This is a genomic window from Caldicellulosiruptor obsidiansis OB47, from assembly GCF_000145215.1.
GTDB lineage: Bacteria > Bacillota > Thermoanaerobacteria > Caldicellulosiruptorales > Caldicellulosiruptoraceae > Caldicellulosiruptor > Caldicellulosiruptor obsidiansis.
The window spans coordinates 2,089,126-2,113,488 of record NC_014392.1 but is presented as its reverse complement, the minus strand read 5'-3'; the positions used below and the strand labels follow the sequence as shown (position 1 = coordinate 2,113,488).

Genomic DNA, 24,363 nt, shown 5'->3' with positions numbered 1-24,363 from the left:
GCATAATGGAAATTGTAGTGATTGGAGCAGGGCTTGCAGGTGTTGAGGCAGCAAATGCAATCACAAAGTTTGGAATAAAGGTAAAGCTTTTTGAGATGAAACCCAAAAAGTTTTCGCCTGCACACAAAATAGATACCTTTGCAGAGCTTGTGTGCAGCAATTCTTTAAAGTCTAAGCTTTTGACAAATGCATCTGGGCTTTTAAAAGAGGAGATGAAGGTGTTCGGTTCGCTTGTGATGGAAGCTGCCCAGGCAACATCAGTTGAGGCAGGACAGGCTTTGGCAGTTGACAGGTATAAGTTTTCAGAGTATATAACCCAGAAGATAAAGCAAAATGAACTTATTGAAGTCATTCATGAAGAGGTGACAGAAGTTCCAAGAGACAAGGTTGTAGTGGTCAGCACAGGTCCGCTTACAACAGAAAGTCTTCTTTCTGATATTTCCAAGCTTTGTGAAAACAAAAACCTTTATTTTTTTGACGCAGCAGCACCAATTGTGCTCAGAGACTCTATAGACTTTTCAAAAGCATTTTTTGCCTCGCGCTACAACAAAGGTTCAAATGACTATATAAACTGTCCAATGACCAAAGAAGAATATGAAAGATTTTACTGGGAGCTTGTAAATGCTGAAGTTATTGAAGTAAAAGACTTTGAGAAAGACCTGCTGTTTGAAGGCTGTATGCCGATTGAAGAGATGGCAAGACGCGGTATTGATACAATGAGATTTGGTCCGCTAAAGCCGGTGGGAATTATTGACCCAAGGACTGGCAAAATGCCGTACGCTGTTGTACAGCTCAGAAAAGACACCCAGGATGGAAAGCTTTATAATATGGTAGGGTTTCAGACAAGACTCAAATGGGGTGAACAAAAAAGGGTTTTCAGGCTCATTCCCGGTCTTGAGAATGCTGAGTTTGTAAGATATGGTGTGATGCACAAAAATTCTTATATTAACTCACCCGAAGTGCTGACCAAGTACCTTTTTCTTAAAAAATATCCAAACATATTCTTCGCTGGGCAAATTACAGGTGTTGAAGGGTATTTGGAGTCTGCGGCAACAGGTATCATTGCGGGGATTAATGCAGCAATGCAGGTTTTGGGGAAGGAGCCTGTGAGTTTGCCTCCGAGCACTTGCATTGGAGCTCTGATAGAGTATATTACAACACCCAAAAAAGATTTTCAGCCCATGAACGCTAACTATGGTATAATATCAATTGATGATGAAATTGCAAAGATTAAAGACAAGGAAAAGAGAAAACTTTTGATTGCACAAAAATCATTGGACATTTGCAAAGAAGTGGCCAACAAAATTTTTGAATAATTTAAAGTTTATGGAGGTTTGCTATGTTTCATGCAACAACAATAGTGGCTGTGAAAAAAGGCGAAAGTGTTGCCATAGCTGGTGATGGTCAGGTCACATTTTCCCAGAATATGATAATGAAATCGACAGCCAAAAAGGTTAGAAAACTTTACAATGGCAGGGTTTTGGTTGGTTTTGCAGGTTCTGTTGCAGACGCAATAACTCTATGTGAAAAGTTTGAAGAAAAGCTTGAACAAAATAGTGGTAATTTACAAAAGAGCGTTGTTGAGCTTGCAAAGGAGTGGAGACAGGACAAAGTCCTAAGACGCTTAGAAGCGCTCATGGTTGTGGCAGACAAAGATCACCTTTTTGTGGTATCAGGAAGTGGCGAGGTTGTCGAGCCGGATGACAACATTGCTGCGATTGGGTCTGGCGGACCGTATGCTCTGGCAGCTGCAAGAGCGCTTTTTCAAAACACAGACCTTTCTGCCGCTGAGATTGCCAAAAAAGCTTTGGAGATTGCGGCGTCTATTTGTGTGTACACAAACAACAACATTACAGTTTTGGAATTGTAGGTGATAAGATATGATGGAATTAACTCCTCAAGAGATTGTAAAAGAGCTTGACAAGTATATAGTTGGGCAGGAAAGGGCAAAAAAGTGTGTTGCCATTGCCCTTCGAAATAGGTACAGGCGCGCAAAGCTCCCAAAGGAGCTTCAGGATGAGATAACGCCAAAGAACATCTTGATGGTGGGGCCAACAGGAGTTGGTAAAACCGAGATTGCAAGAAGACTTGCAAAACTTGTGAATGCTCCGTTTGTAAAAGTTGAGGCAACAAAGTTTACTGAAGTTGGATATGTTGGAAGAGATGTAGATTCAATGGTACGAGACCTTGTTGAAAATGCAATCTCCTTAGTTAAGAGCGAATATATGGAAAGAATGAAAGAAAGAGCAAAAGCTCTTGTTGAGGACAGAATTTTGGAGATATTAATTCCTGAACCTCAGTCAAGAAAAGCAGGGTTTAAAAATCCGTTTGAAGCACTTTTTGGTGCCACCTCGCAAGAGATGGACCAAAGTTATCAGACAACAGACGACTATATTAAGACCCAAAGAGAGATTTTGCGCGAAAAACTGCGCTCTGGAGAGCTTGAAGATAAAGTAATTGAAGTTGAGGTTGAGGATACTGTAAAACCTCCGTTTGAGATGATCATGGGTACAATTTCTGACGAGATGGGAATTTCTTTTCAAGATGTTTTTGGTTCGCTATTTCCAAAGAAGAAAAAAAAGAAGAAAATGACAATAAGAGAAGCGCGTGAAGTTTTAGAGCAGGAAGAGTACAACAAGCTTATTGACATGGATGAGGTTATAAAAGAAGCTATTCAAAGGGCTGAGCAACAAGGGATCATTTTTATTGATGAGATAGACAAGATTGCAGGAAAAGGTTCAAGTGTTGGTCCTGATGTATCAAGAGAAGGTGTGCAAAGAGACATTCTTCCCATTGTTGAGGGAAGCACTGTTATGACAAAATACGGTCCTGTAAAGACAGACCATATTTTGTTTATTGCAGCTGGAGCTTTCCATGTTGCAAAGGTTTCTGACCTGATACCAGAACTTCAGGGAAGGTTCCCGGTTGTTGTGGAGCTTAATCCTTTGACAGAAGAGGATTTCAAAAAGATACTTACACAACCGAAAAATGCAATTATAAAACAGTATGTTGAACTTATGAAGACAGAGGGTGTGAACATTACCTTTACAGATAATGCAATAGAAGCTATTGCAAAAGTTGCTGTGAAAATAAATGAGCAGAGCGAGAATATCGGTGCGCGAAGACTTCACACTGTTGTTGAAAAGATAATGGAAGATATTTCATTTGAATATGCAAATGTTGAAAAACCAGTAGACCTTGTGATTGACAAGGATTATGTATATTCAAAGGTTTCGGATATTATAAAGGACAAAGATTTGAGCAGATTTATAATATAATTTTGTTCATACCTTCCAAAGGAATTGGCGAAGGGAGATAAAAAAGCGAATGCAGCAGAGTCTTCTTGAAAAGGTCAGAAAACTAAACAGAGTTATCCAAAGCAAGGACAAAGGGGTTTTGGATTTTGAAAGGCTGTGCTCTGTTGTTGGTGATGTGACAGATTCGAGTGTATTTTTTATTGACAAAGATGGGAAGGTCATTTGCAAATACATCATGCCTTTTGTGAATGTGGATATAAAGCTTTCTGAAGAGAAAAAGATAGGCGATAAGCTTCAAAAGTTTTTTTGGTGGTTTGTGGACACCAGAGCAAATATGAAGTTTTCAGACATCACTAGGATTGCTGAAATTGAGAGCAAAGCTGGTGGAGAAAACGACCTGCTGTGCACATCTGTCCCTGTAATTGGCGGAGGAAGAAGATTCGGCACAGTTTTGGCATTCAAAAGTTTTTCCGCTTTTACAGAAGAAGATATAATTGTACTTGAATATGCCTCAACTGTGATTGGGCTTGAGCTTTTAAATCTTTTAAAGGAAGAAGATGAAGAGGAAAAGAAAAAAAGAGAGATGATAAAATCGGCGATTGAGACACTTTCTGTGTCTGAGCTTGAAGCGCTTGTGCATATTTTTGATGAGCTAAAAGGGAATGAAGGACTTTTGGTTGCAAGCAGAATTGCAGACAAGGTGGGAATAACACGTTCTGTCATTGTAAATGCGCTCAGAAAGTTTGAAAGTGCAGGACTTATAGAGACAAGGTCGCTTGGTCTCAAAGGCACATATATAAAGGTGTTAAATGAAATGGTGAGAAATGAGATAGAAAAACAAAAGGAAAAGCTAAAATTAAAGTGAGTGGAAAGATGAGGATAGCAGGGGGAATTGTGAATGTGTGTCTCTTGCTATCCTCTTTCTTATATCATTTTCAGTCTAAAAAATTTTGTATGGTATTTTTATCAAAAATTTTGTAAAATAGAATAAAAGATTGTCGAAAAATAGAGGGATAAAAAATGATAAATATGTTTGATAAAATTGACCTTTACAAAAAGGCTCTTGACTGGGCGTGGAAGAGAAACGAGATAATCTCAAACAACATAGCAAATGCGGATACGCCTGGCTATAAGGCAAAAGACTTGAATTTTGAAGCATTCTTGCAAAGGAGTTTTAACCAAGAAGAAAGTTTAGAACTTGTGACAACCAATGAAAGACATATAAAAGAAAGCAGTAGCAGTCCAGATAATTCCATAGAAGTGCTTGACAGCAGTTTCCAAATGAGACTTGATCAGAACACTGTGGACATAGAACAGGAGATGGGAAAACTCCTGCAAAACTCTCTGTATTTTGACGGTGTTTCACTTCAGCTTTCGAGAGAGATAAACAAGTGGAAGATGGTGATAAAGGAAGGAAGGTGATAGAGGTGGGAATGTTTGATGCGATAAACATTTCATCGTCAGCCTTGACTGCACAGCGGGTAAGAATGGATGTAATTGCCCAGAATATTGCAAATGCAAATACTACAAGAACAGAAAGTGGTCAGCCTTACAGAAGAAAAATTGTGGTTTTTGAAGAAAGAAAACAGAGCTTTGCTGATATCTTAACTCAAAAGATTGGTGAGGCTGCAAATTCATATTATGGCGGTGTGAGAGTTAAAGCAATTTTAGAGGACCCAAGTCCGTTTAAAAAAGTATATGACCCTACTCATCCTGATGCTGACCAAAATGGGTATGTAAATTATCCGAATGTAGATATTGTTACAGAAATGGTTAACATGATTGAAGCGTCACGTTCTTATGAGGCAAATGTCACTGCTCTTAATATAACAAAGTCAATGATAACAAGAACATTTGAGATAGGTAAATAATTGAGGGGGATTTGCGAACAATGTCTTTAAATATAAACTTTGATAGTATTTCAAAGGTTTTTGAGAAGCAATTTTCAAGCATAAATACAAACAGTGCAAGCAATCAAACTTCTCAGATTTCGTTTGTTGATTTTCTTTACAAAGCATTAGAAGGTGTAGATAGCCTGCAAAAAGAAGCAGAGTATCAGAATAACCTGTTTTTGTTAGGGCTTTCTGCAAACCCACAGGATGCTATAGTAGCATCTGAAAAAGCTTCCATTGCATTGCAGCTTACATTGCAGATTAGAAATAAAATTTTGGATGCATACAATGAAATTATGCGCATGCAGGTATAGTTTTTTTATTCTTTGCGGGGAGGTATTGTAATTGCCTCAGTTTTTGAATGATTTTTTGAAAAATATAAGGGAAAAATGGGCTAATTTTTCTAAATCGCAAAAAATAATGTTTATAATATCTTCTTCTATAATATTATTATCGGTCATTGCAGCCATTTATATTACAACAAGACCTCACTATGTTACAATCTTTTCTGGGCTTGATCCTAAAGAGGCAGCAGAGATTCAAAACATTTTAAGTGAGCAAAAGATTGATTCAAAAGCTGCAAACGGTGGTACAACTATATTAGTAAGGGATACTGATGTTGACAGGGCAAAGATGGCGGCAGCTCAAGCAGGATATCCTAAAAACAGCAGTATTACATTTGAAGATGCACTCAAACTTTCAAGCTCTATGACGGCAACAGAGTCAGATAAAAGAAGGACGTTTATAAAACTTAAAGAAAGTGAAATTCAAGAGGCTCTAAAGCAGATGTCAGATTACATAGAGGATGCGGTTGTAAATTTGAGCATTCCTGAGGATTATACTTTTGCACTCAAGGATGAGGCAACAAAACCCACTGCAAGTGTAAAGCTCACTTTGAAAAAGAGTTTAGGCTCAGACCAGATAGAAGGTATTCAGAGGTTTGTTGCAGCCTCTGTTGAAGGACTTTTGCCAGAAAATGTAGTGATAATAGACAATAAAGGGAATTATCTTTCAGATAACTCATCCGATACAACCGAAGGGCTTTCGAGCAAACAGCTTCAAATCAAAGTTGCAACAAAAAATGAGATAGAAAAAAAAGTAAAAGAGCTTTTAGGAAACTATGTAAACTCCCCTGAAGATGTGAAGGTTTCAGTGAATTTAGATATGAACTTTGATATGCAAAAGATAAGTGAAACAAAGTACTCTCCTGTTTTAGAAGACAGTGGGATAGTTGTATCAAAAAAGACGACAAAGGAGGAAGCCCAGAGCACAAATTCTTCATCCAGCGGTGTTCCTGGGACTGATACAAATCCAACCCAGAATACAACACAATATCCTATAACCTCTCAAGGTGGGCAGTCTACATATACAAAGAGTGATGAAACTGTGAATTATCAGAACAATGAAAAAAAGATTGAGACTATAAAAGCACCTGGTACAATCAACTATGATAAGTCTTCAATAGCAGTTGTGTTGTACAGATATATTACATATACCCAGGAAGATTTTGAGAAGTCTGATCAAGCAAAAAATATGACATGGGCACAGTTCAAGCTCCAAAACCAGAACAACAAAAGGCCGTTTTTGACAGACCAAAAAGAGATAGAAACAATTGTAAATTTAATAAAAAGCGCAACAGGTATACAAAATGTTACTGTAGAGGGGTATGAAGTTCCAACCTTTGTTGACAGACCACAAAGACAAATCCCTGTTGATTACATTTATGTTGCACTTGCATTTTTACTTTTGATGGTATTTGCTATAAGTCTTTTGATAAAGGCGTCGAGGGGCAAATCACGTACTGTAGAACTTGCTGGTGTTGGACCTGTAGAGATTTCAGAGGAAAAACCTGTAGCTGAGGGAATTTTGCAAGAGGCCGAAAAGAGAAAAGAAGCAGAAGTTGAAGAGATAAATGTTGAAGAATTTGGTGTTAACCAGTACGAAAAACAGATTGATAAACTCTTAAGAGAAAAACCTGAAATAGTAGCACAACTTCTGAGAAACTGGCTTAACGAAGATTGGGAGTGATGATAATAAATGCCCAAAACAGGGTTTTCTGGTAAACAAAAAGCGGCTATGCTTTTAATTGCACTTGGGCCTGAGAGGTCAGCAAAGATTTTTAAGCACTTGAAAGAAGAGGAGATTGAAGAGCTGACTTTAGAGATAGCCAATATAAGAACAGTATCGCCTGAACAAAAGCAGGCCATCTTGGAAGAGTTTTACAATCTTTGCCTTGCACAGGAGTACATTGCAGAAGGTGGTATTGACTATGCAAAAGAGGTCTTGGAAAAGGCGCTTGGACCTGAAAAGGCCAAAGAGGTTATAGAAAAGCTTACAGTATCTCTTCAGGTAAGACCTTTTGACTTTATCAGGAAAGCTGATGCATCGCAGATACTCAACTTTATTCAAAACGAACATCCACAGACAATAGCGCTTGTTATTTCATACTTAAAACCACAGCAAGCAGCACAGGTTTTGGCATCATTGCCTCAAGAAAAACAGGCTGATGTTGCGCGAAGGATTGCGCTTATGGACAGAACTTCACCGGATGTCATACGTGAAGTTGAGAAGGTGCTTGAGAAAAAACTTTCATCTGTTGTTATGCAGGATTACACAGTTGTTGGCGGTATTCAGGCTATTGTTGACATATTGAATGCCGTTGACAGGGGTACAGAAAAGAGGATTTTGGAAGCACTGGAACTTGAAGATGTTGAACTTGTTGAAGAGATCAGAAAACGCATGTTTGTATTTGAAGACATTGTCAAGCTTGACAACAGGTCTATTCAGAGAATTTTGCGTGAGGTTGAAAACAATACACTGGCAATTGCTCTCAAAGGTACAACTGAGGAGGTTCGAAAGGTTATCTTTAGCAATATGTCAAAACGAATGGCAGAGATGATTCAAGAAGATATGGAATACATGGGACCTGTAAGAATTCGTGATGTAGAAGAAGCTCAGCAAAAGATTGTTAACATTATTAGAAAGCTTGAAGATGCGGGAGAGATTGTCATTTCTCGTGGCGGGGGAGATGAGATAATTGTCTAATGTTATCAGAAATAACCAGGTGCTAATTCAAAATCCAGTTGAAACGAACTATAAAGTGCTACTTGAAAAACTTATAAAAGCAAGAGCTGAGATTGAAAACTATGAAAGAAAGTTAAAAGAACAGGAAGAGGAATTTGAAAAACAAAAAAACAGAGCTGAGGCTTTTCAAAAAGAAGCTGAAGAGCTCTTGAGTAAAGCAAAACAAGAGGCTCAGAGGATAATAGACGAAGCGAATACCCGCGCTCAACTGATTTTAAAACAGGCGCAGGAAAATGGCTATAAAGAAGGTTTTGAAAAGGGTTTGCTTGATGCTCAAAAAGAATATAAAAAGATGCTTGAAAATATAGAAATTCAAAAAGCAATGATACTCAAAGAAAGAGAAAATATTCTCAAAGACCTTGAGAACGAGGTTTTGCTCCTTGTACCTCAGATTTTAGAAAAGGTTTTAGAAAGGGAGATAAGAGATAAAAGTTTTTTGCAGCAGTATATTAAGAATGCTATTTTACAGCTTTCAATCCGAAACAGTTTGACTTTAAGGGTGAGTGAGGAAGATTTTGAGTATGTAAATGAAAAACTTGAAGAAATTTTGCGAGGGATAGACGGGGTTGACAAAGTAGACATAAAGGTTGACAAGGCTTTGAGAGGTGGGGATGTGGTAATTGAAACTCCGTACGGTTTTGTTGAAACAGGTGTAAGGATGCGTCTGGAGAAAATTCAAGAAATAATTGAGTCATTGATTGGTGATTGACATGCTTGAAAAACTCAAATCAAAAGTTGAAAATACAAATTTTTACCAGTTTACTGGATTTGTAAATCAGGTTATAGGCCTTACGATAGAGTCACAGGGACCTGCTGTTAGCATAGGTACACTTTGTCGTATAAAGGCTGTGAAGACAGAGACTTTGGCAGAGGTTGTAGGGTTTAAAGATAATAAAGTACTTTTAATGCCTTATTCTGACCTTGTTGGTGTGTTTCCGGGCTGTAAAGTTATAGCTCAAGACAGTATTTTTGAAATTAAAGTAGGTAATGAGCTTCTTGGTCGAATTCTTGACGGTTTAGGACAGCCAATTGATGGCAAAGGCGAGATAAAATCAAAGATAAAATACCCTGTTGAAAACAGGGCACCAAACCCACTTGAAAGGCCGAGAATAGATACTATAATGCCGCTTGGAATAAAAGCGATTGATGCTCTTTTAACAATTGGCAGAGGGCAGAGAGTTGGAATATTTGCAGGAAGCGGCGTTGGCAAGAGTACACTTCTTGGCATGATTGCACGAAATGCTAAAGCAGATGTTAATGTTCTTGCTTTAATTGGTGAAAGGGGAAGAGAGCTAAAAGAGTTTCTGGAGAAAGATTTGAAGGAAGAAGGGCTTAAAAGGTCTGTTGTAGTAGTTGCAACTTCTGATGAATCAGCCCTGAAAAGAGTAAAGGCAGCATATGTTGCAATGGCAATTGCAGAGTATTTTCGTGACCAGGGACTTGATGTTCTTTTCTTGATGGACTCGCTTACAAGGTTTGCGATGGCTCAAAGGGAGATAGGGCTTGCAATTGGTGAGCCACCAGTGTCGCGTGGGTACACACCTTCTGTGTTTTCCATTATGCCAAAGCTTTTGGAGCGTGCAGGGAAGAACCAGAAAGGGTCTATCACAGCCCTTTTTACTGTCCTTGTTGACGGTGATGATTTTAACGAACCTATTACTGACACAGCACGGGGTATTTTGGATGGTCACATTGTTCTTTCAAGGGCAATTGCGAACAAAAATCACTATCCTGCTGTTGATGTACTTGCCAGTATCAGCAGGGTGATGAACGATATTGTTGAGTCTTCTCACAGGGAGCTTGCGAACGAGACTAAACGAATTTTAGCTGTGTATAGGGAAGCAGAGGATTTGATAAACATTGGTGCGTATACAAAAGGGTCAAACCCGGAGATTGACAGGGCGATTGAACTTGTGCCACGGATAAACCAGTTTTTGAGGCAGGATGTTGACGAGAGGTTCGAGTTTGAAGAGGAAATTGAGATGCTAAGAAACATAATCTCGTAAAACGCTTTTTGAAGGGTTGAAAAGAAGATGAAAAGGTTCAGGTTTGAACAGCTATTAAAGATAAAAATGCAGTTTGAGGAAATAAAAAAATCTGAGCTTGCTAAGCAAAATCAAGTTTTGAATGAGTACATTGCACGAAAACTTGAACTGGAAGAGGATGTAAAAAAGGTGAAAGAAGATTTAAAAAGTCTTTGCTTGAATGGTTTTTTGCCACAGCAGATGAAAGTCTATTCCCAGTTTCTCAGCATGCTAAAAAAGAGGGTGGATGTTCAAAACCAGTTAATTTACTATCAGCAAATTAGAGTTGAGGAGAAGAAAAAAGAGGTAATAGAAAGCATGATTGAAAAGAAAAAGTTTGAAAAGTTAAAGGAAAGGTATTTGATAAATCTAGTAAATGAGATAAAACAGCTTGAAAATAAAGAACTTGACAGAGTGGTATCATACAAAATCTACAAAGGTATAGGTGATAGAAGTGGCAGAAGCTAAACTTGTAGAGAATTTAACAACTGAAAACAAGCCAAAAGAGAAAGAAAAGAAAAAGAGAAAGGGCTTATTAATATTTTTAATAATTTTTCTGATTCTTGCTGGAGCATCGTTTGCTACTGTGTACTTCAATCTTTTTGGAGCAAAAAATGCTTTAGATACGTTTTTAAAGAAAACCCCATTTGTAAAGAATAAAAATAAAGTCCAAACTGTAGATATGCAAGAGATTTATGAAAAACAGATTGCAGACCTTCAGAAACAGAAAGAGACTCTTCAGTCAAAACTTTCTTTACTGGAAAAGCAAAATTCTAATTTGCAAAAGCAGATAGAGGATTTGACTGTTAAAATATCCGACCTTACTTCAAAACAGGTAGATGCTCAAAACAAAATAAAATATTTTGCAAGTTTGCTTCAGAATATGGATTCAAAAAAAGCTGCAAAGATAGTTGAGAACTTATTAGACACAGATAGTCAAGTAGCAAATGATGTGCTTTCAGCAATACCCTCCGAAGCTGCATCAGAGATACTATCAAATATTGCGCCTGAGAAGACGATAAAATTATTAGGGATTTCAAATTCAAACCAGAAGACAATTTCTGAAGATATCTCTGTTTTGACTAATATATATAAAAACATTGACCCAAAAATTGCAGCATCAATATTTGAAAATATGATGAGCGATAATACAAAGTATACATTAGTAGTTAGAATATTAAAGTCACTTGATACAAAAACTTCTTCGCAGATAATAAGTAACATGAGCGCTGAAAATGCTGCAAAGGTCACATCAAGCCTTTCAGCATTAAGATAATATTATAATTTAAACTTTCGAAATGAAAGGGGGGAGAAAAGAAGTTGAATTCGCAAGTGGTTATTGATGCTAATATGCTGTTATTTAAAACATCTGCTGCAACATCTAATACAAGTAATACAAAAGATATGAAGAACAAGAGCTTATCATTTCAAGATATTTTGGAAAAGAAAATCGATAATTCAAAAGAGGTAGACAGGAAAGATAATGTATTGCCAAAAAGAATAACAGTAGTTCGAAAAGACACTATAGTATCTTCTGAGAAACAAACAGAAAAGAATGAAGCTAATCTTCAGAAGGATGAAATTGTTCCAAAAGAAGAGCCACAGAATTTGAGCACAGAAGTCAATGTCCAACCTCAAATACTGCAAACTCAGATAATGGAGTTTTTAAACCTTATTTTTAATTTACTTAAAAGTGGAGAAAACATGGATAAATTAAATTTAAATCAGCTTTTTCAATCCAATAACATTCAGGGGATTGACTTTTCAAATTTACAGTTTCAGTCTCTACAGACGACAATGGATTCAAATCAATATTTGAGTTCTAATATTAGTAAGATGACAATTTCGCAGCTTTTGCAAAATTTTGCTCAGAAAATGGTGCAAAGTACTGAGGACCAGCAGATGTTTGACTTTGTGTTTGTTAAGGGCGATAGTTCAAATACAGAAAAGTTTTACAAATTATTAGGAGAAATTATTTTTGACAAGCATGATCAAAATCGGTTTTTTGATATTAAATCAAATGATGATTCAATATTAGAAGTTTTAAGAAAGCTGTTTGCAGAAGATAAAAATGAATTAAAAGGTTTTAACACAGAGAATAAGGAAGGAATTTTAGGTAAGGTTTTGAAAGAGATCCAAAATGTAATGGAAAGATCAGATGACCAAAAACTGATTAATGTTTTAAATACGCAAAATATAGATACGGTAAATAAAACTCTTGATTTTATTGAAAAAGTGTCGAGTGACAATGGTCTTAAAAAAGAAACTTTTTTGAAGCAGCTTTTACAAGAAAAAGAAACAAATACAAATGAAGAAAAGATACAGACAAAGCCAGATGTATTGGATTTGAGACAACATACTTTTGCGCTTGAAAACAAAATGGAAAGTATTTCTTCTTTTCAGGATGATAAAAACATAAGAGAAATTAGGATGTCTTTAATTAATCAGCTGGCAGAAAAGATTTCTATAGTAAACAAACAAAACCTTACAACATTGCAGGTGAGTATAAAACCCGAATGGCTTGGAAATGTTGTGATTGAACTTAGCAAAGATAACAGCGGTAAGATTTTTGGTAATCTCATTGTATCATCTCCCCACGTAAAAGAAATCTTAGAAGGCTCATTAAATGGGCTTCTTACCATACTGAAAGACCAGGGGATAAATATATCGCAGCTGAATGTAAGCTTGGGAGGAAATTTTAACGGGCAACAGTATCAGGACCACCAGAGGTTTTCACAGAGAAGAAATTTAGTTTTTCAGGATAGTGAAGATAGTAGTAGAAGTATAGAGAGTTTGATATATGAGCTGAATGAAAGTATTCTTAATTTAAGAGCTTGAGGTGAAGATGATGGCAGAATTAAAGGTAAATAGTAGCACAAATAGCTCAAACTCCAAGCAAGGTTTAGCAGTATCGTCGGAAAAAAACATCTTGGGTAAACAGGAATTTTTGAATCTTTTGGTTACACAGCTGAGATACCAGGACCCGTTAAAACCTATGGAGGACAAAGAGTTTGTTGCACAGCTTGCTCAGTTCTCTGCTCTTGAGCAAATGCAAAACTTAAACCAATCATTTGAACTTTTAAAAGCCCAGAGTATGATAGGAAGATATATTGTTGCAACAAGTACGCAGGATGGCTTAAAGCAGATTGAAGGAAGAGTGGACAGTATTAGAGTGGATGGGAGCAAAGTATTCTTAAAAGTAAACGGCACAGAAGTACTTTCTGATAATATAAAAGAAGTTTATCATACCTATTCTGAGGAAGTTTTGTCAAATATTCTTAATAAAGTACCAACTAAGGAAGATCTACTTGAACTACTTACCTCCTTGAATAAGGAGAAAGGGATAGATGATGGTAAATAATATAAGAAACATTAATGGCGTAAAACATGAAGGTCTTGTTTCAACTACTCAAAGGCAAGCTACAGGAAGTTTTGCAAGTATTCTTTCTTCATCTATCAAAATTTCAAAACATGCAAGTGAGAGATTGAAATTTCAGAATATTAATTTGGATGAAACTATTTTAAGAAAACTTGAAGAAGCTGTGAAAAAGGCTGAGCAAAAAGGGCTAAAAAACGATGTACTAATCTTAGAGGGTGATAGAGCATATATAGTGAATATCAAAAACAGAGTTGTTGTGACGGTAAAGGATATGTCAAGTTTGAAGGATAACCTGTTTACAAACATTGATGGTGTGTTGATGATATAAGTTTTTTCGACGGGGGATGGACCCCAGAATGGGAGGTCCCCCAAAAAAGGACCTTTCTGACCGACAGAGGAAAGGTTCGGAAGAATACAGATTCTATGTCAATAGAAAAAAGGGGGATTTTATCAAAGATGATGAGATCAATGTTTTCATCCATCTCTGCGCTTCGTGCTCACCAGACCAGGATGGATGTGATTGGTGATAACATAGCCAATGTAAATACAGTAGGATTTAAATCAAGCAGGGTAACATTTGCATCTGTTTTTGCCTCTGTGTTAAAATCGGCGTCAGCACCAGATACCGCCTCTGGAAGAGGTGGGTCAAACCCCATGCAAATTGGTCTTGGTGTGTCGGTTGCGTCTGTTGATATGAATATGACAAGAGGAAGTCTTCAGAGGACAGATAATCCTACAGACCTTGCAATTGAAGGCGATGGCTTTTTTGTTGTGGGGGGAGATGGTAAAGCTCCACGTTTTACAAGAGCAGGGAATTTTAGTTTAGATAAAATGGGGAATTTAGTAACAGCAACAGGTTTGAATGTTCTTGGATGGATGTATGACCCTGTTAACAATCAAATTGATACCACAAAATCGCCTTCAAAGATAAATATACTCGCATTTCCTACTTTGCCGCCAAAGGCAACAGATAAGATTAGTTTTGATGGTAATTTAAGTGCTGACCTCAAAGCCTATTCTGGTCAGATAGACAAATATGAAGATTTGTTAAACGTTCCGGCTGATAGCAAATATTCGACGAGTTTTAAGATTTATGATTCACAGGGTAAAGAACATACTTTTCAGCTTACATTTGTCAAAACAGGTGACAATACATGGAACTGGTATGTAGATGCGCCAAGAATAAAGAAGAATGTTGGAACTGCTCAAAATCCGGACGAGAAATATGTATATGTTGATGAGATGTTGGATGCTAATAATGACTATGATAAATTTATTGCAACCGGAACAATAACGTTTGGTCAGGCGGGTAAGGTACTTGATGATGAAAACACAAGTGATAAGGTTGAAGGATTATCTGTAACTGGAGGTAGAATAATAAACACAACTGATGGAACTTTTACAATAAAATTCAAGAATGATGTTGTAAATCCTATTACATTTAAAGTTAACAGTGCTGAGTTTGATGTTAATGACAATACAAATATTGCATTTTTCCTCAAAAATATAACACAGTTTGGTAATATGGAAAGCTCAATAAGGGTTGCACAGATGACAGGATATGCTGCAGGTAACTTGCAAGGGTTTAACGTTGACGCGTCAGGCAAGATTACAGGTGTATATTCAAATGGTTTGAATCAGCTAATCGGACAGATTGCAGTTGCCACATTTGCAAACCCTGCAGGACTTCAAAGAATAGGAGATAACCTTTATATAAACACAGTAAACTCAGGCGATCCAGAAATTGGTACACCTGGTTCTGGTTCAAGAGGTACAATATCTCAGGGGACTCTTGAGATGTCAAATGTGGATTTAGCAAAAGAGTTTACAGACATGATAGTAACCCAAAGAGGATATCAGGCAAACGCAAGGGTGATAACAGCATCGGATGAGCTTTTACAGGATTTAGTGAATATTAAGAGATAAGAGTGGTAGATAAAAAGTAGGGGGAGGGAGAAAAAGGTGAGTTTATATAACTTTTTCTCCTTCCCTTTGAAAAGAGCTGATACATCTTTTTCATTTTAATATCTTCAAGAGGTTGATTGTATATGATAAAATTGAGAAGAATAAATAACAAAGAGTTTGTGGTAAATGCAGATTTTATAGAGTTTGTGGAATCCACACCTGATACTGTTATAACCCTCACAAATGGGGTAAAACTTGTTGTGAAAGAGTCTGTGGATGAGGTTATTGAAAAGGTCATTGAATACAAAAAAAAGATTTTTGAGGGTATTATATTTAATGTACAACCTTTGCAAAAGGAGCATGAAAGATGAAAGGCGAAAAGATGAACTCAATAATTCTCATTTTACTTGTTTTGCTTCTTCTAATGATGTTAGGAATGGGAATAGGATTTTTGACAGTTATAAAAAATTTATCACCTGCATCACCGACTGCAAAAACTACTCCAGTTGAGAAAAAACCGGAAAAACTTTATACATACGATGTAAATGACGGTAAGGCTCTTATGAGTAACTTACAGGATACTCAAACAAATGCAGGAAGAATCATAAGACTGACAGTTCAGCTTGAAGTTACAGATAAGAAGCTATCTGAAACTTTAAAAGAGAAAAACATTGTGATTGCCGATATTATAGATAGTGTTTTAAGAAGCAAGACAGCAGACGAACTTTTAAAGCCTGAAGGGAAAGAAAAGGTTAGAAAAGAGATTAAAGACAGGTTAAATGAGGTATTTGAGAATAAAGTGTACAATGTCAATTTTGGTGAGTTTATAATCCAGTAAAAAAGGTGGTGAAAAATTGAATGGGCGATATACTTTCGCAGAGCGAAATAGATGAACTTTTGCGTTCGCTTACATCTGGTGAACTTTCACTTGATGAGATTCAAAAGCCAAAACAAGAAAAGAATGTCCGCGTATATGACTTTAAAAGGCCAAGTAAATTTGCAAAAGACCATTTGAGAACACTTCAGATGATATTTGAAAACTATGCCCGAATTGTCACCACCTTTTTGTCTGGGTATTTACGAACCATTGTTCAGATGGATGTTTTATCTGTTGAGCAGCTAACATATTATGAGTTTAGCAATTCTCTTTCGAATCCTGTTGTTATGGGTATTGTGAATTTTACACCATTGAAAGGAAGCATTGTATATGAAATGGCGCCAGAAATTGCGTTTGCCATGATTGATAGGGTGCTTGGTGGGTTTGGCAAGGGAATAGACAAGGTAAGGACCTTTACTGAAATTGAGCTTGCACTTATAGAAAGGCTACTTCAGCAGCTTGTAAATTATTTTCAGGAAGCATGGGAAAACATTGTTGAACTTCGACCACGACTTGAAAAGATAGAAACAAATCCTCAGTTTACTCAGATTGTATCGCCTAATGAGACAATTGCACTTGTAACTATTGCTATGAAAGTTGGCGAAGTAGAAGGCATGGCAAACATTTGTTTGCCACATATGGTAATTGAGCCGATAATGCCGAGACTTTCAACAAAGTTTTGGTTTTCAACATCTGCAAAAGAAACGTCAGAGGAAACAAAAGAGTATTTGCAGAAAAAGATTGAGAGAACAAGGGTTACAGTGAAAGCAGTGCTCGGAAGAACACAGATTACGGTTCGGGAATTTTTGGAACTTCAGGTAGGTGATGTTCTAAGGCTTGATAGAAGGAAAAACCAGGAGATAGAAGTTTTTGTGGGGAATAAATTAAAATTTTATGGTGTTCCAGGACGAAAAGAAGGCAGGATCGCAGTAAAGATTACACGGGTAGAAGAGGGGGAGGATTTTAGATGAGCGATTTGCTCTCTCAGGACGAAATAGATGCTCTTTTGCGGGGAATGAGCGAAACATCGTCATCACCTACAATATCTGATCAAGATAAGGATGTTTTAGGCGAAATTGGTAACATATCAATGGGTACAGCTGCCACCACCTTGAGCATTCTTTTGAACCAAAAGGTAAACATTACAACACCAGTTGTAAGCGTTTTGAAATGGGATGAACTACCAAAAGAATTTCCTGTTCCATATGTTGCAATAAAGGTTGTTTATAAGGAAGGACTTGATGGTATAAATCTTTTAATTTTAAAGAAAGAAGACGTTGAGATTATTGCAGACCTTATGATGGGTGGTACAGGTCAAGTTGAGTTTACTGAGCAGCTAACAGAACTTCAGCTTTCAGCAATACAGGAAGCGATGAATCAAATGGTAGGCTCTGCCTCTACGTCGCTTTCTTCTATGTTAAATCTAAAAATTGACATAAATCCACCCGAAGCCTTTGTAATTGATTTTGCCCAGAATGCTGAGGAGATGATACCTGAATTAAAAAGAGCTGACGAGATTGTTAAGATAGCTTTCCGTATGACCATAGGAGATTTAATAGATAGCCAGATTATGCAGTTGATACCTGTTGACTTTGCAAAACAGCTTGTAGATGCTATGTTCAAAAATACATTCAATGCCTCCGCACAGGCAGAAACATCGGCAAAGTCACATAGTGAAACTGTAAAAGAAGAAACACTCAAACAGCCTGCTTCTCAGCCTACAAATAAACAAAAAACATCGCCGCAGTCTTATACACCGCCACCAAAGAAAGAACAGCCGCAACAGGTTTACAATGTTTCACCTGTGCAGTTTGAAAGTTTTGATGAAGAAGAGGAAAGAAGGTATCCCGAGAACATTGAGCTCATTTTGGATGTGCCGCTTGAGATTACTGTTGAACTTGGAAGGACACAGAAACTTGTAAGAGAGATTTTGGAATTTTCAACAGGGTCGATCATTGAACTTGAAAAGCTTGCAGGTGAGCCTGTTGATATTCTGGTAAACGGCAAGGTTATAGCAAAAGGTGAGGTTGTGGTAATTGATGAAAATTTTGGTGTCAGGATAACTGATATTGTCAATCCATCAAATAGGTTATAAAATATAAATAAGTTATTTGTTTGCCAGACAGAATAATTTAAAACTACAACTTTAAAAAAGAACTACTTTGAAAAGGAGAGAGATTGATGGCAAAAAGGATTCTGATAGTTGATGATGCAGCTTTTATGAGAATGATGTTAAAAGACATTATCACAAAAAATGGTTACGAAGTTGCGGGTGAGGCAGAAAACGGGGCTAAAGCTGTTGAGATGTACAAAGAACTAAAACCTGATCTTGTAATGATGGACATTACAATGCCTGAGATGGACGGGATTCAAGCTGTAAGAGAAATAAAAAAGATAGACCCACAGGCAAAGATAATCATGTGTTCTGCCATGGGTCAGCAGGCAATGGTTATAGAATCTATTCAGGCAGGTGCGCGCGACTTTATAGTAAAACCGTTCCAGGCAGAGAGAATTGTTGAGGCAATCAAAAAAGTGCTGGGATAAAAAATATGTTTGAGGTGAAAAAGATTTAAAAATGGAATTTGGTCTTAAAGTAATTTTAGCATTGACAGTTGTATGCCTGCTTATCTACCTTATCTATTACGTGCTGAAAATTGTGAACAAAAAAATGTTTGGCAGAAAAGGGGAATTTTTGAAGGTAATTGACATGCTTCCCCTTTCTGCAGATAGTATGCTTGTGCTTATTGAGGTGGGTGACAAGGTTATTTTGCTTGGAAAGACGCAAAAAAGCATAACATTTTTGAAAGAGTTTACTAAAGACCAGCTGCTCAATTTTGAAGAGCAGGAACATAGCTTCAAAAAGATAATTGATAGCCAAATGAATTCTTCTTTTGATCTGAAAGATAAAGTATTAAATCTTTACAACCTAATTAAAGACAGTGAAGGTAAAAAGGATGATGAAAAAAAATAAGTTTCTTTATATTATATCGACATTACTTTTAATTTTAATAACTACATGTGCAGAAAAACAAATAGCCTTTGCATCAGCAAGCTTTAGTATAAATCTGGACAACCCGCAAAACCCCAAGGATGTATCGTCTGCCCTGCAACTTATAATATTTCTCACCATCCTAACGTTAGCACCATCTATCCTGATAATGATGACATCATTTACAAGGATACTTATTGTTCTTGGATTTGTTCGAAACGCGTTAGGGACCCAGCAGATGCCGCCAAACCAGATTTTGATCGGACTTGCACTCTTTTTGACCTTTTTTGTGATGGCACCTGTGACTGACAAGATTTATACGCAGGCTTATCAGCCGTACATAAAAGGGCAGATAACATCCCAGGAAGCGCTCAAGAGAGCCGAGCAGCCTCTGAAAGAGTTTATGCTAAAAAATACGCGCAAAAAAGACCTTGATCTTTTTGTGAAACTTGGTAATATAAATCCAAATACAAATGTAAAAGACCTTCCCATAAGGGTTGTTGTTCCTGCTTTTATAATAAGTGAGCTAAAAAGTGCATTTGAGATGGGGTTTTTGATATATGTGCCATTTTTAATCATTGATATGGTTGTGGCAAGCATTTTAATGTCGATGGGAATGCTTATGATTCCGCCGGTTATGATATCATTACCTTTCAAAATTTTGCTGTTTATTTTAGTTGATGGGTGGAATTTAGTTGTAGAGTCGCTTGTGAGAAGTTTTAAGTAAAAGAAAAGTGAGAAGATGAGAGATGGATACATCGGTAGTGCTTGAGATTGCAAGACAGGCAATTTTAACAGCATTTTATGTTGCGGGACCTATTTTGCTTGTATCAATGGTAGTAGGTATAGTTGTATCTATTTTGCAGGCAACTACTCAGATAAACGAACAGACACTCACTTTTGTACCAAAATTAATTGCAATTGCACTTTCACTTTTGGTTTTCGGTCAGTGGATGCTCACAAAGGTGGTAGAGTTTACAAAATATTTGTGGATTAATATAAACCAGTTTGTAAAATAAACTTTTAAGGAAGAACACTTATGACAGATATTATCAATACCTTTTTAAATAGTTCATACATATTTTTTCTTGTTTTAGCAAGAATGAGTGGTCTTTTTATAGCCTCACCAATATTCGGCAGAAGAAATATTCCTGCGTACTTTAAAATTGGTTTTGCGTTTTTCTTAAGTATGATTGTTGTCACAACTTACAATTTTTCTTACAGTGTACCTACCAATGTGGAGGAGTATATCTTTGTAGTGATTAAAGAGTTCATTGTTGGGCTTTTGATAGGGTATATATCATACATGATATTTTCAGCTATACTTTTAGGAGGTCAAATCATTGACAATGCAATAGGTTTTGGTATGGCAAATGTCATTGATCCTATGAGCGAGATTCAAGTACCTCTTTTAGGCAACTTTTTGTACCTTTACATGCTTGTGATGTTTTTTGGCACAGATGCTCATCATCTTCTTATAAGAGCTATATTTTATAGCTACAAACTTGTTCCAATTGGATATGGAGGTTTTAAAACCGAATTTACGTGGAACTTTTTGAGATTTTTTTCAGAACTTTTTCTGATAGGGGTGGAGATAAGCCTGCCAATTTTGATGAGTATGCTTATTGTGGATATAATTTTAGCAGTGCTGTCGCGTGCTGTACCACAGATGAATGTGTTCATGGTAGGGATACCTATAAAGATTACAATTGGTTTTTTGGTGCTTGTTATAATTTTTCCTTTCATGAGTAAGATGATATTTGTACTGATTGACAGAATATCAGTGTATACTTTTGAATTTTTAAGAGGGGGTATCAAGTGAGGTTAATATTTGATATTCAGCTTTTTTCAGAAGCAAGTACTAAAACAGAAAAGGCAACCCCCAGAAAACGTCAGGAAGCAAGAAAACGTGGTATGGTAGCAAAAAGCAGAGAGGTTACCTCTGCTTTTGCTTTATTGATAAGTGTACTTTTTCTTAAGTTTGGTTATTCGGTTATTGTTAATCCTCTGCAGCAAAAAAGCAAGTATCTTTTTAGCAACTTGAATTATAATATAGAAAATGTACATGATGCAACCAGGCTTTTTAACTTTATAATTACAACTTCATTAAAGATTGTTCTTCCTTTCTGCGTTGCTATTATGTTTGTGGTAGCAATTGTAGAAAATGGGCACAGAGTAGTTTTCTTATTACAGCACAGTCGCTTAAAATGAGTTTTCAAAAAATTAATCCCATTGAAGGGTTTAAAAGAATATTTTCAATTAACTCAGTAATTGAACTTATAAAGTCTATACTAAAAGTTTTAATAATCGGATACACGGGATATAGCTACACACAGAGTTTTGCCAAAAAGCTTTTAGAAATGTACGAGATGAATCTACTTACAATAATAAAGTTTTCTTTTGACTCTGCTATTAATCTGATTTTATGGATGTCAGTGATGTTTTTTGGAATAGCCATGATAGATTTTATATTTCAGCGATGGCAGTATGAAAAAAAGCTCATGATGACAAAGGAAGAGGTAAAGGAAGAGTTCAAACAGACAGAAGGAAATCCACAGATAAAGTCCAAGATAAGAGAAAGACAACGAAAAATTTCTCTTCAAAGGATGTTCCAGCAACTTCCCAAGGCAGACGTTGTTATAACCAATCCAACACACTATGCAGTTGCTCTTTTGTATGAACCAGAAAAGTTTGATGCGCCAAGGGTGATTGCAAAAGGTAAAGATTATATTGCGCTAAAGATAAAACAGGAGGCAGTTAAGCATAGGATTGAAATTGTTGAAAATAAAGAGCTTGCAAAAGCTCTTTACAATATGTGCGAGATAGGAGATTTTATCCCTCCAGAGCTTTATCAAGCGGTTGCAGAGGTTTTAGCATATGTGTACAGTCTTAAAAATTACCAGAAGGTGAATATAAGATGAACTTGAAAGGTGCAACTTTTTCTGTATTTGCAATAGTAATAGTGTTATCAATGATACTTCCTGTGCCACCGAGCTTGCTTGATATTTTGATTGCCATCAACCTTTCACTTGCACTTGTTATATTTTTAAACAGCATAAATATAAAAGAATCTTTAGATTTTTCAGTATTTCCATCACTTCTTCTCTTTACAACATTGCTCAGGCTTGCTTTAAATATCTCTACAACAAGACAGATACTTACAGGTCAAGGTGAAAATGTAAGAATAGTTTATACTTTTGGAAATTTTGTTATAGGTAGCAACATTGTTGTTGGTGTGATAATATTCTTTATTATAATCATCATCCAATTTATAGTAATAACCAGAGGAGCAGAGAGGGTATCAGAGGTTGCTGCCAGATTTACACTTGATGCAATGCCGGGCAAACAGATGGCTGTGGATGCTGACCTAAATGCTGGAATAATAACAGAAGAGGAAGCGCGCGAGAGAAGAAAGAAGATTCAAAAAGAGGCAGATTTTTATGGTGCAATGGATGGTGCGAGCAAGTTTGTAAAAGGTGATGCCATTGCAGCAATCTTGATCACGTTTATCAATGCACTTGGTGGACTTATAATTGGTGTTGCTATGAGAGGGGAAGATGTAACTGAGGCAATACAAAAATATCTTCTTTTATCTGTTGGTGATGGTATTGCAGCTCAGATACCTGCGCTTCTTATTTCAACTGCCACGGGAATTGTTGTGACAAAAGCGGCAGATGAAAGTAAGCTCTCAGAAAGTCTTATAAAACAGCTGTTTGAGTTTCATCCCAAAGTACTCTACACTGTGGGTGGTATTTTGGCAGCACTTGCTCTAATTCCAACAATGCCAAAGCTTTCATTGTTTTTCTTATCCGGGACTATGTTTGCCATGGGATTTAGAATGAACAGCAGTCTCAAAAAGATAGAGAGTATTGAAGAAAAACAGGTTGAACAAAAAGAAGTTGAAGAACTAAAAAAGCCAGAAAATGTTATAAATCTTTTATATGTTGACCCTATTGAGGTTGAATTTGGATACGGAATAATTCCTCTTGCTGATAAAGACCAGGGTGGAGACCTTTTAGAAAGGGTTGTAATGATAAGAAGGCAACTTGCGCTTGAACTTGGAATTATTGTTCCAACGATCAGGCTCAGGGATAACATGGCACTCAAACCTTACGAATACAGGATAAACATAAAAGGAGTTGAGGTTGCAAAGGCAGAGCTTATGAGTGATAGTCTTCTTGCAATAAATCCTGGTTTTGTTACAGAACAAATAGAAGGAATACCTACAAAAGAACCTGCATTTGGGCTTGATGCGCTTTGGATACCATCTTCAATGAAAGAAAGAGCTGAGATGGCAGGATACACTGTGGTTGACCTTCCATCTGTTATAGCAACTCATTTAACAGAAGTGATAAGACGTCATGCTCATGAACTTTTGACACGACAAGATGTCCAAAAACTAATTGACAATGTAAAGGAAACAAATCCTGTGCTTGTGGATGAGCTTATTCCAAAGTTTATGACAGTTGGCGAGGTTCAAAAGGTTTTAGCAAACCTTTTAAAAGAACGAATTTCAATAAGAGATATGGTTACCATATTAGAGACACTTGCTGACTGGGCACCGACAACAAAAGATACCGATATCTTAACAGAATATGTACGCCAGGCAATGGCAAGGTATATCACCAAAAAGTATGTCTCTGGCGATGTGCTTGAAGCGATTACTCTTTCGCCTGAGGTTGAAGAGATGATAATGAATTCTATTCAAAAGACTGAACAGGGAAGTTTTTTAAATCTTCCGCCTGATTATGTGCAAAAGCTTATAAACAACCTTAGCAATATTTTAGAAAAACTGGTGAGTGTGTCAGCTCAGCCAATAGTCATTTGTTCGCCGGTAGTTAGGATATATTTCAGAAGGCTCATTGAAAACATCTTCCCTGATGTTGTGGTACTTTCGTACAATGAGATACTGCCAAGTGTGCAGATTAAAACAGTTGGGATGGTGGAAGTTTAAAG

General features: G+C 36.8%; 27 protein-coding genes and 1 pseudogene. All 28 read left to right on the top strand.

Annotated features, from left to right (window positions below):
* Window positions 1-5: 5 nt before the first annotated feature.
* The 28 genes and pseudogenes from trmFO (at window position 6) to flhA (ending at window position 24,361) form a co-directional block, all read left to right on the top strand.
* Window positions 6-1,316 carry a methylenetetrahydrofolate--tRNA-(uracil(54)-C(5))-methyltransferase (FADH(2)-oxidizing) TrmFO gene (trmFO, locus tag COB47_RS09820; RefSeq protein ID WP_013291223.1) on the top strand — a complete coding sequence of 437 codons (1,311 nt, stop codon included), beginning with the start codon at window positions 6-8 and terminating at the stop codon, window positions 1,314-1,316.
* 23 nt (window positions 1,317-1,339) lie between these two features.
* Window positions 1,340-1,870 carry an ATP-dependent protease subunit HslV gene (gene hslV, locus COB47_RS09815; protein WP_013291222.1) on the top strand — a complete coding sequence of 177 codons (531 nt, stop codon included), beginning with the start codon at window positions 1,340-1,342 and terminating at the stop codon, window positions 1,868-1,870.
* 10 nt (window positions 1,871-1,880) lie between these two features.
* Window positions 1,881-3,278 (top strand): ATP-dependent protease ATPase subunit HslU, encoded by a 1,398-nt coding sequence (gene hslU, locus COB47_RS09810; RefSeq protein WP_041742537.1) that lies wholly within the window; start codon window positions 1,881-1,883, stop codon window positions 3,276-3,278.
* Between the two features lie 49 nt (window positions 3,279-3,327).
* Entirely contained in the window at window positions 3,328-4,122 is a 795-nt protein-coding gene (codY, locus tag COB47_RS09805) for a GTP-sensing pleiotropic transcriptional regulator CodY (RefSeq protein WP_013291220.1), read from the top strand.
* Between the two features lie 155 nt (window positions 4,123-4,277).
* The gene (gene flgB, locus COB47_RS09800) at window positions 4,278-4,679 is read left to right on the top strand and encodes a flagellar basal body rod protein FlgB (protein WP_013291219.1); all 402 of its coding nucleotides are present in this window, start codon (window positions 4,278-4,280) and stop codon (window positions 4,677-4,679) included.
* Between the two features lie 11 nt (window positions 4,680-4,690).
* Window positions 4,691-5,128 (top strand): flagellar basal body rod protein FlgC, encoded by a 438-nt coding sequence (gene flgC, locus COB47_RS09795; RefSeq protein ID WP_013291218.1) that lies wholly within the window; start codon window positions 4,691-4,693, stop codon window positions 5,126-5,128.
* A 20-nt stretch (window positions 5,129-5,148) separates the two neighbouring features.
* Complete coding sequence (fliE, locus tag COB47_RS09790; protein WP_013291217.1) at window positions 5,149-5,463, top strand: flagellar hook-basal body complex protein FliE; 315 nt, start codon at window positions 5,149-5,151, stop codon at window positions 5,461-5,463.
* Between the two features lie 31 nt (window positions 5,464-5,494).
* On the top strand, window positions 5,495-7,177 hold the full coding sequence (gene fliF / locus COB47_RS09785; RefSeq protein ID WP_013291216.1) for a flagellar basal-body MS-ring/collar protein FliF: 1,683 nt from the start codon (window positions 5,495-5,497) through the stop codon (window positions 7,175-7,177).
* 9 nt (window positions 7,178-7,186) lie between these two features.
* Entirely contained in the window at window positions 7,187-8,194 is a 1,008-nt protein-coding gene (fliG, locus tag COB47_RS09780; RefSeq protein ID WP_013291215.1) for a flagellar motor switch protein FliG, read from the top strand.
* Complete coding sequence (locus tag COB47_RS09775; protein WP_013291214.1) at window positions 8,187-8,942, top strand: FliH/SctL family protein; 756 nt, start codon at window positions 8,187-8,189, stop codon at window positions 8,940-8,942. Before fliG ends, COB47_RS09775 begins: the two co-directional genes overlap by 8 nt.
* A 1-nt stretch (window position 8,943) precedes the next feature.
* Window positions 8,944-10,239: a flagellar protein export ATPase FliI gene (gene fliI / locus COB47_RS09770; RefSeq protein ID WP_041742800.1), complete on the top strand. Its 1,296-nt coding sequence runs from the start codon at window positions 8,944-8,946 to the stop codon at window positions 10,237-10,239.
* Window positions 10,240-10,266: 27 nt separating this feature from the next.
* Window positions 10,267-10,725 (top strand): flagellar export protein FliJ, encoded by a 459-nt coding sequence (fliJ, locus tag COB47_RS09765; protein ID WP_013291212.1) that lies wholly within the window; start codon window positions 10,267-10,269, stop codon window positions 10,723-10,725.
* Window positions 10,712-11,533: a MotE family protein gene (locus COB47_RS09760; protein ID WP_013291211.1), complete on the top strand. Its 822-nt coding sequence runs from the start codon at window positions 10,712-10,714 to the stop codon at window positions 11,531-11,533. Before fliJ ends, COB47_RS09760 begins: the two co-directional genes overlap by 14 nt.
* A 44-nt stretch (window positions 11,534-11,577) precedes the next feature.
* The gene (locus tag COB47_RS09755; RefSeq protein WP_013291210.1) at window positions 11,578-13,095 is read left to right on the top strand and encodes a flagellar hook-length control protein FliK; all 1,518 of its coding nucleotides are present in this window, start codon (window positions 11,578-11,580) and stop codon (window positions 13,093-13,095) included.
* A gap of 10 nt (window positions 13,096-13,105) precedes the next feature.
* Window positions 13,106-13,618, top strand: a complete 513-nt coding sequence (locus tag COB47_RS09750; protein ID WP_041742535.1) for a flagellar hook capping FlgD N-terminal domain-containing protein — start codon at window positions 13,106-13,108, stop codon at window positions 13,616-13,618.
* Window positions 13,605-13,964 carry a TIGR02530 family flagellar biosynthesis protein gene (locus COB47_RS09745; RefSeq protein WP_013291208.1) on the top strand — a complete coding sequence of 120 codons (360 nt, stop codon included), beginning with the start codon at window positions 13,605-13,607 and terminating at the stop codon, window positions 13,962-13,964. Before COB47_RS09750 ends, COB47_RS09745 begins: the two co-directional genes overlap by 14 nt.
* Window positions 13,965-14,092: 128 nt before the next feature.
* A complete protein-coding gene (locus COB47_RS09740; protein WP_013291207.1) occupies window positions 14,093-15,562 on the top strand; it encodes a flagellar hook protein FlgE in 1,470 nt (489 codons plus the stop codon).
* 122 nt (window positions 15,563-15,684) lie between these two features.
* On the top strand, window positions 15,685-15,912 hold the full coding sequence (locus COB47_RS09735) for a flagellar FlbD family protein (protein WP_013291206.1): 228 nt from the start codon (window positions 15,685-15,687) through the stop codon (window positions 15,910-15,912).
* Window positions 15,909-16,379, top strand: a complete 471-nt coding sequence (locus COB47_RS09730) for a flagellar basal body-associated FliL family protein (protein WP_013291205.1) — start codon at window positions 15,909-15,911, stop codon at window positions 16,377-16,379. The genes COB47_RS09735 and COB47_RS09730 overlap by 4 nt, the downstream gene beginning before the upstream one ends.
* Before the next feature lie 20 nt (window positions 16,380-16,399).
* Window positions 16,400-17,389 (top strand): flagellar motor switch protein FliM, encoded by a 990-nt coding sequence (fliM, locus tag COB47_RS09725; RefSeq protein ID WP_013291204.1) that lies wholly within the window; start codon window positions 16,400-16,402, stop codon window positions 17,387-17,389.
* The gene (gene fliY, locus COB47_RS09720) at window positions 17,386-18,513 is read left to right on the top strand and encodes a flagellar motor switch phosphatase FliY (RefSeq protein WP_013291203.1); all 1,128 of its coding nucleotides are present in this window, start codon (window positions 17,386-17,388) and stop codon (window positions 18,511-18,513) included. Before fliM ends, fliY begins: the two co-directional genes overlap by 4 nt.
* Window positions 18,514-18,599: 86 nt before the next feature.
* Window positions 18,600-18,962: a response regulator gene (locus tag COB47_RS09715; RefSeq protein ID WP_013291202.1), complete on the top strand. Its 363-nt coding sequence runs from the start codon at window positions 18,600-18,602 to the stop codon at window positions 18,960-18,962.
* Between the two features lie 31 nt (window positions 18,963-18,993).
* Window positions 18,994-19,389 (top strand): FliO/MopB family protein, encoded by a 396-nt coding sequence (locus tag COB47_RS09710; RefSeq protein WP_013291201.1) that lies wholly within the window; start codon window positions 18,994-18,996, stop codon window positions 19,387-19,389.
* The gene (gene fliP, locus COB47_RS09705) at window positions 19,373-20,134 is read left to right on the top strand and encodes a flagellar type III secretion system pore protein FliP (protein ID WP_013291200.1); all 762 of its coding nucleotides are present in this window, start codon (window positions 19,373-19,375) and stop codon (window positions 20,132-20,134) included. Before COB47_RS09710 ends, fliP begins: the two co-directional genes overlap by 17 nt.
* Before the next feature lie 22 nt (window positions 20,135-20,156).
* Complete coding sequence (fliQ, locus tag COB47_RS09700) at window positions 20,157-20,426, top strand: flagellar biosynthesis protein FliQ (RefSeq protein ID WP_013291199.1); 270 nt, start codon at window positions 20,157-20,159, stop codon at window positions 20,424-20,426.
* A 20-nt stretch (window positions 20,427-20,446) separates the two neighbouring features.
* Window positions 20,447-21,229 (top strand): flagellar biosynthetic protein FliR, encoded by a 783-nt coding sequence (gene fliR, locus COB47_RS09695; RefSeq protein WP_013291198.1) that lies wholly within the window; start codon window positions 20,447-20,449, stop codon window positions 21,227-21,229.
* A 92-nt stretch (window positions 21,230-21,321) separates the two neighbouring features.
* A pseudogene (gene flhB / locus COB47_RS12650) lies at window positions 21,322-22,328 on the top strand (flagellar biosynthesis protein FlhB).
* Window positions 22,325-24,361 (top strand): flagellar biosynthesis protein FlhA, encoded by a 2,037-nt coding sequence (gene flhA / locus COB47_RS09685; RefSeq protein ID WP_013291197.1) that lies wholly within the window; start codon window positions 22,325-22,327, stop codon window positions 24,359-24,361. The pseudogene flhB and the gene flhA overlap by 4 nt, the downstream one beginning before the upstream one ends.
* Window positions 24,362-24,363: the final 2 nt, after the last annotated feature.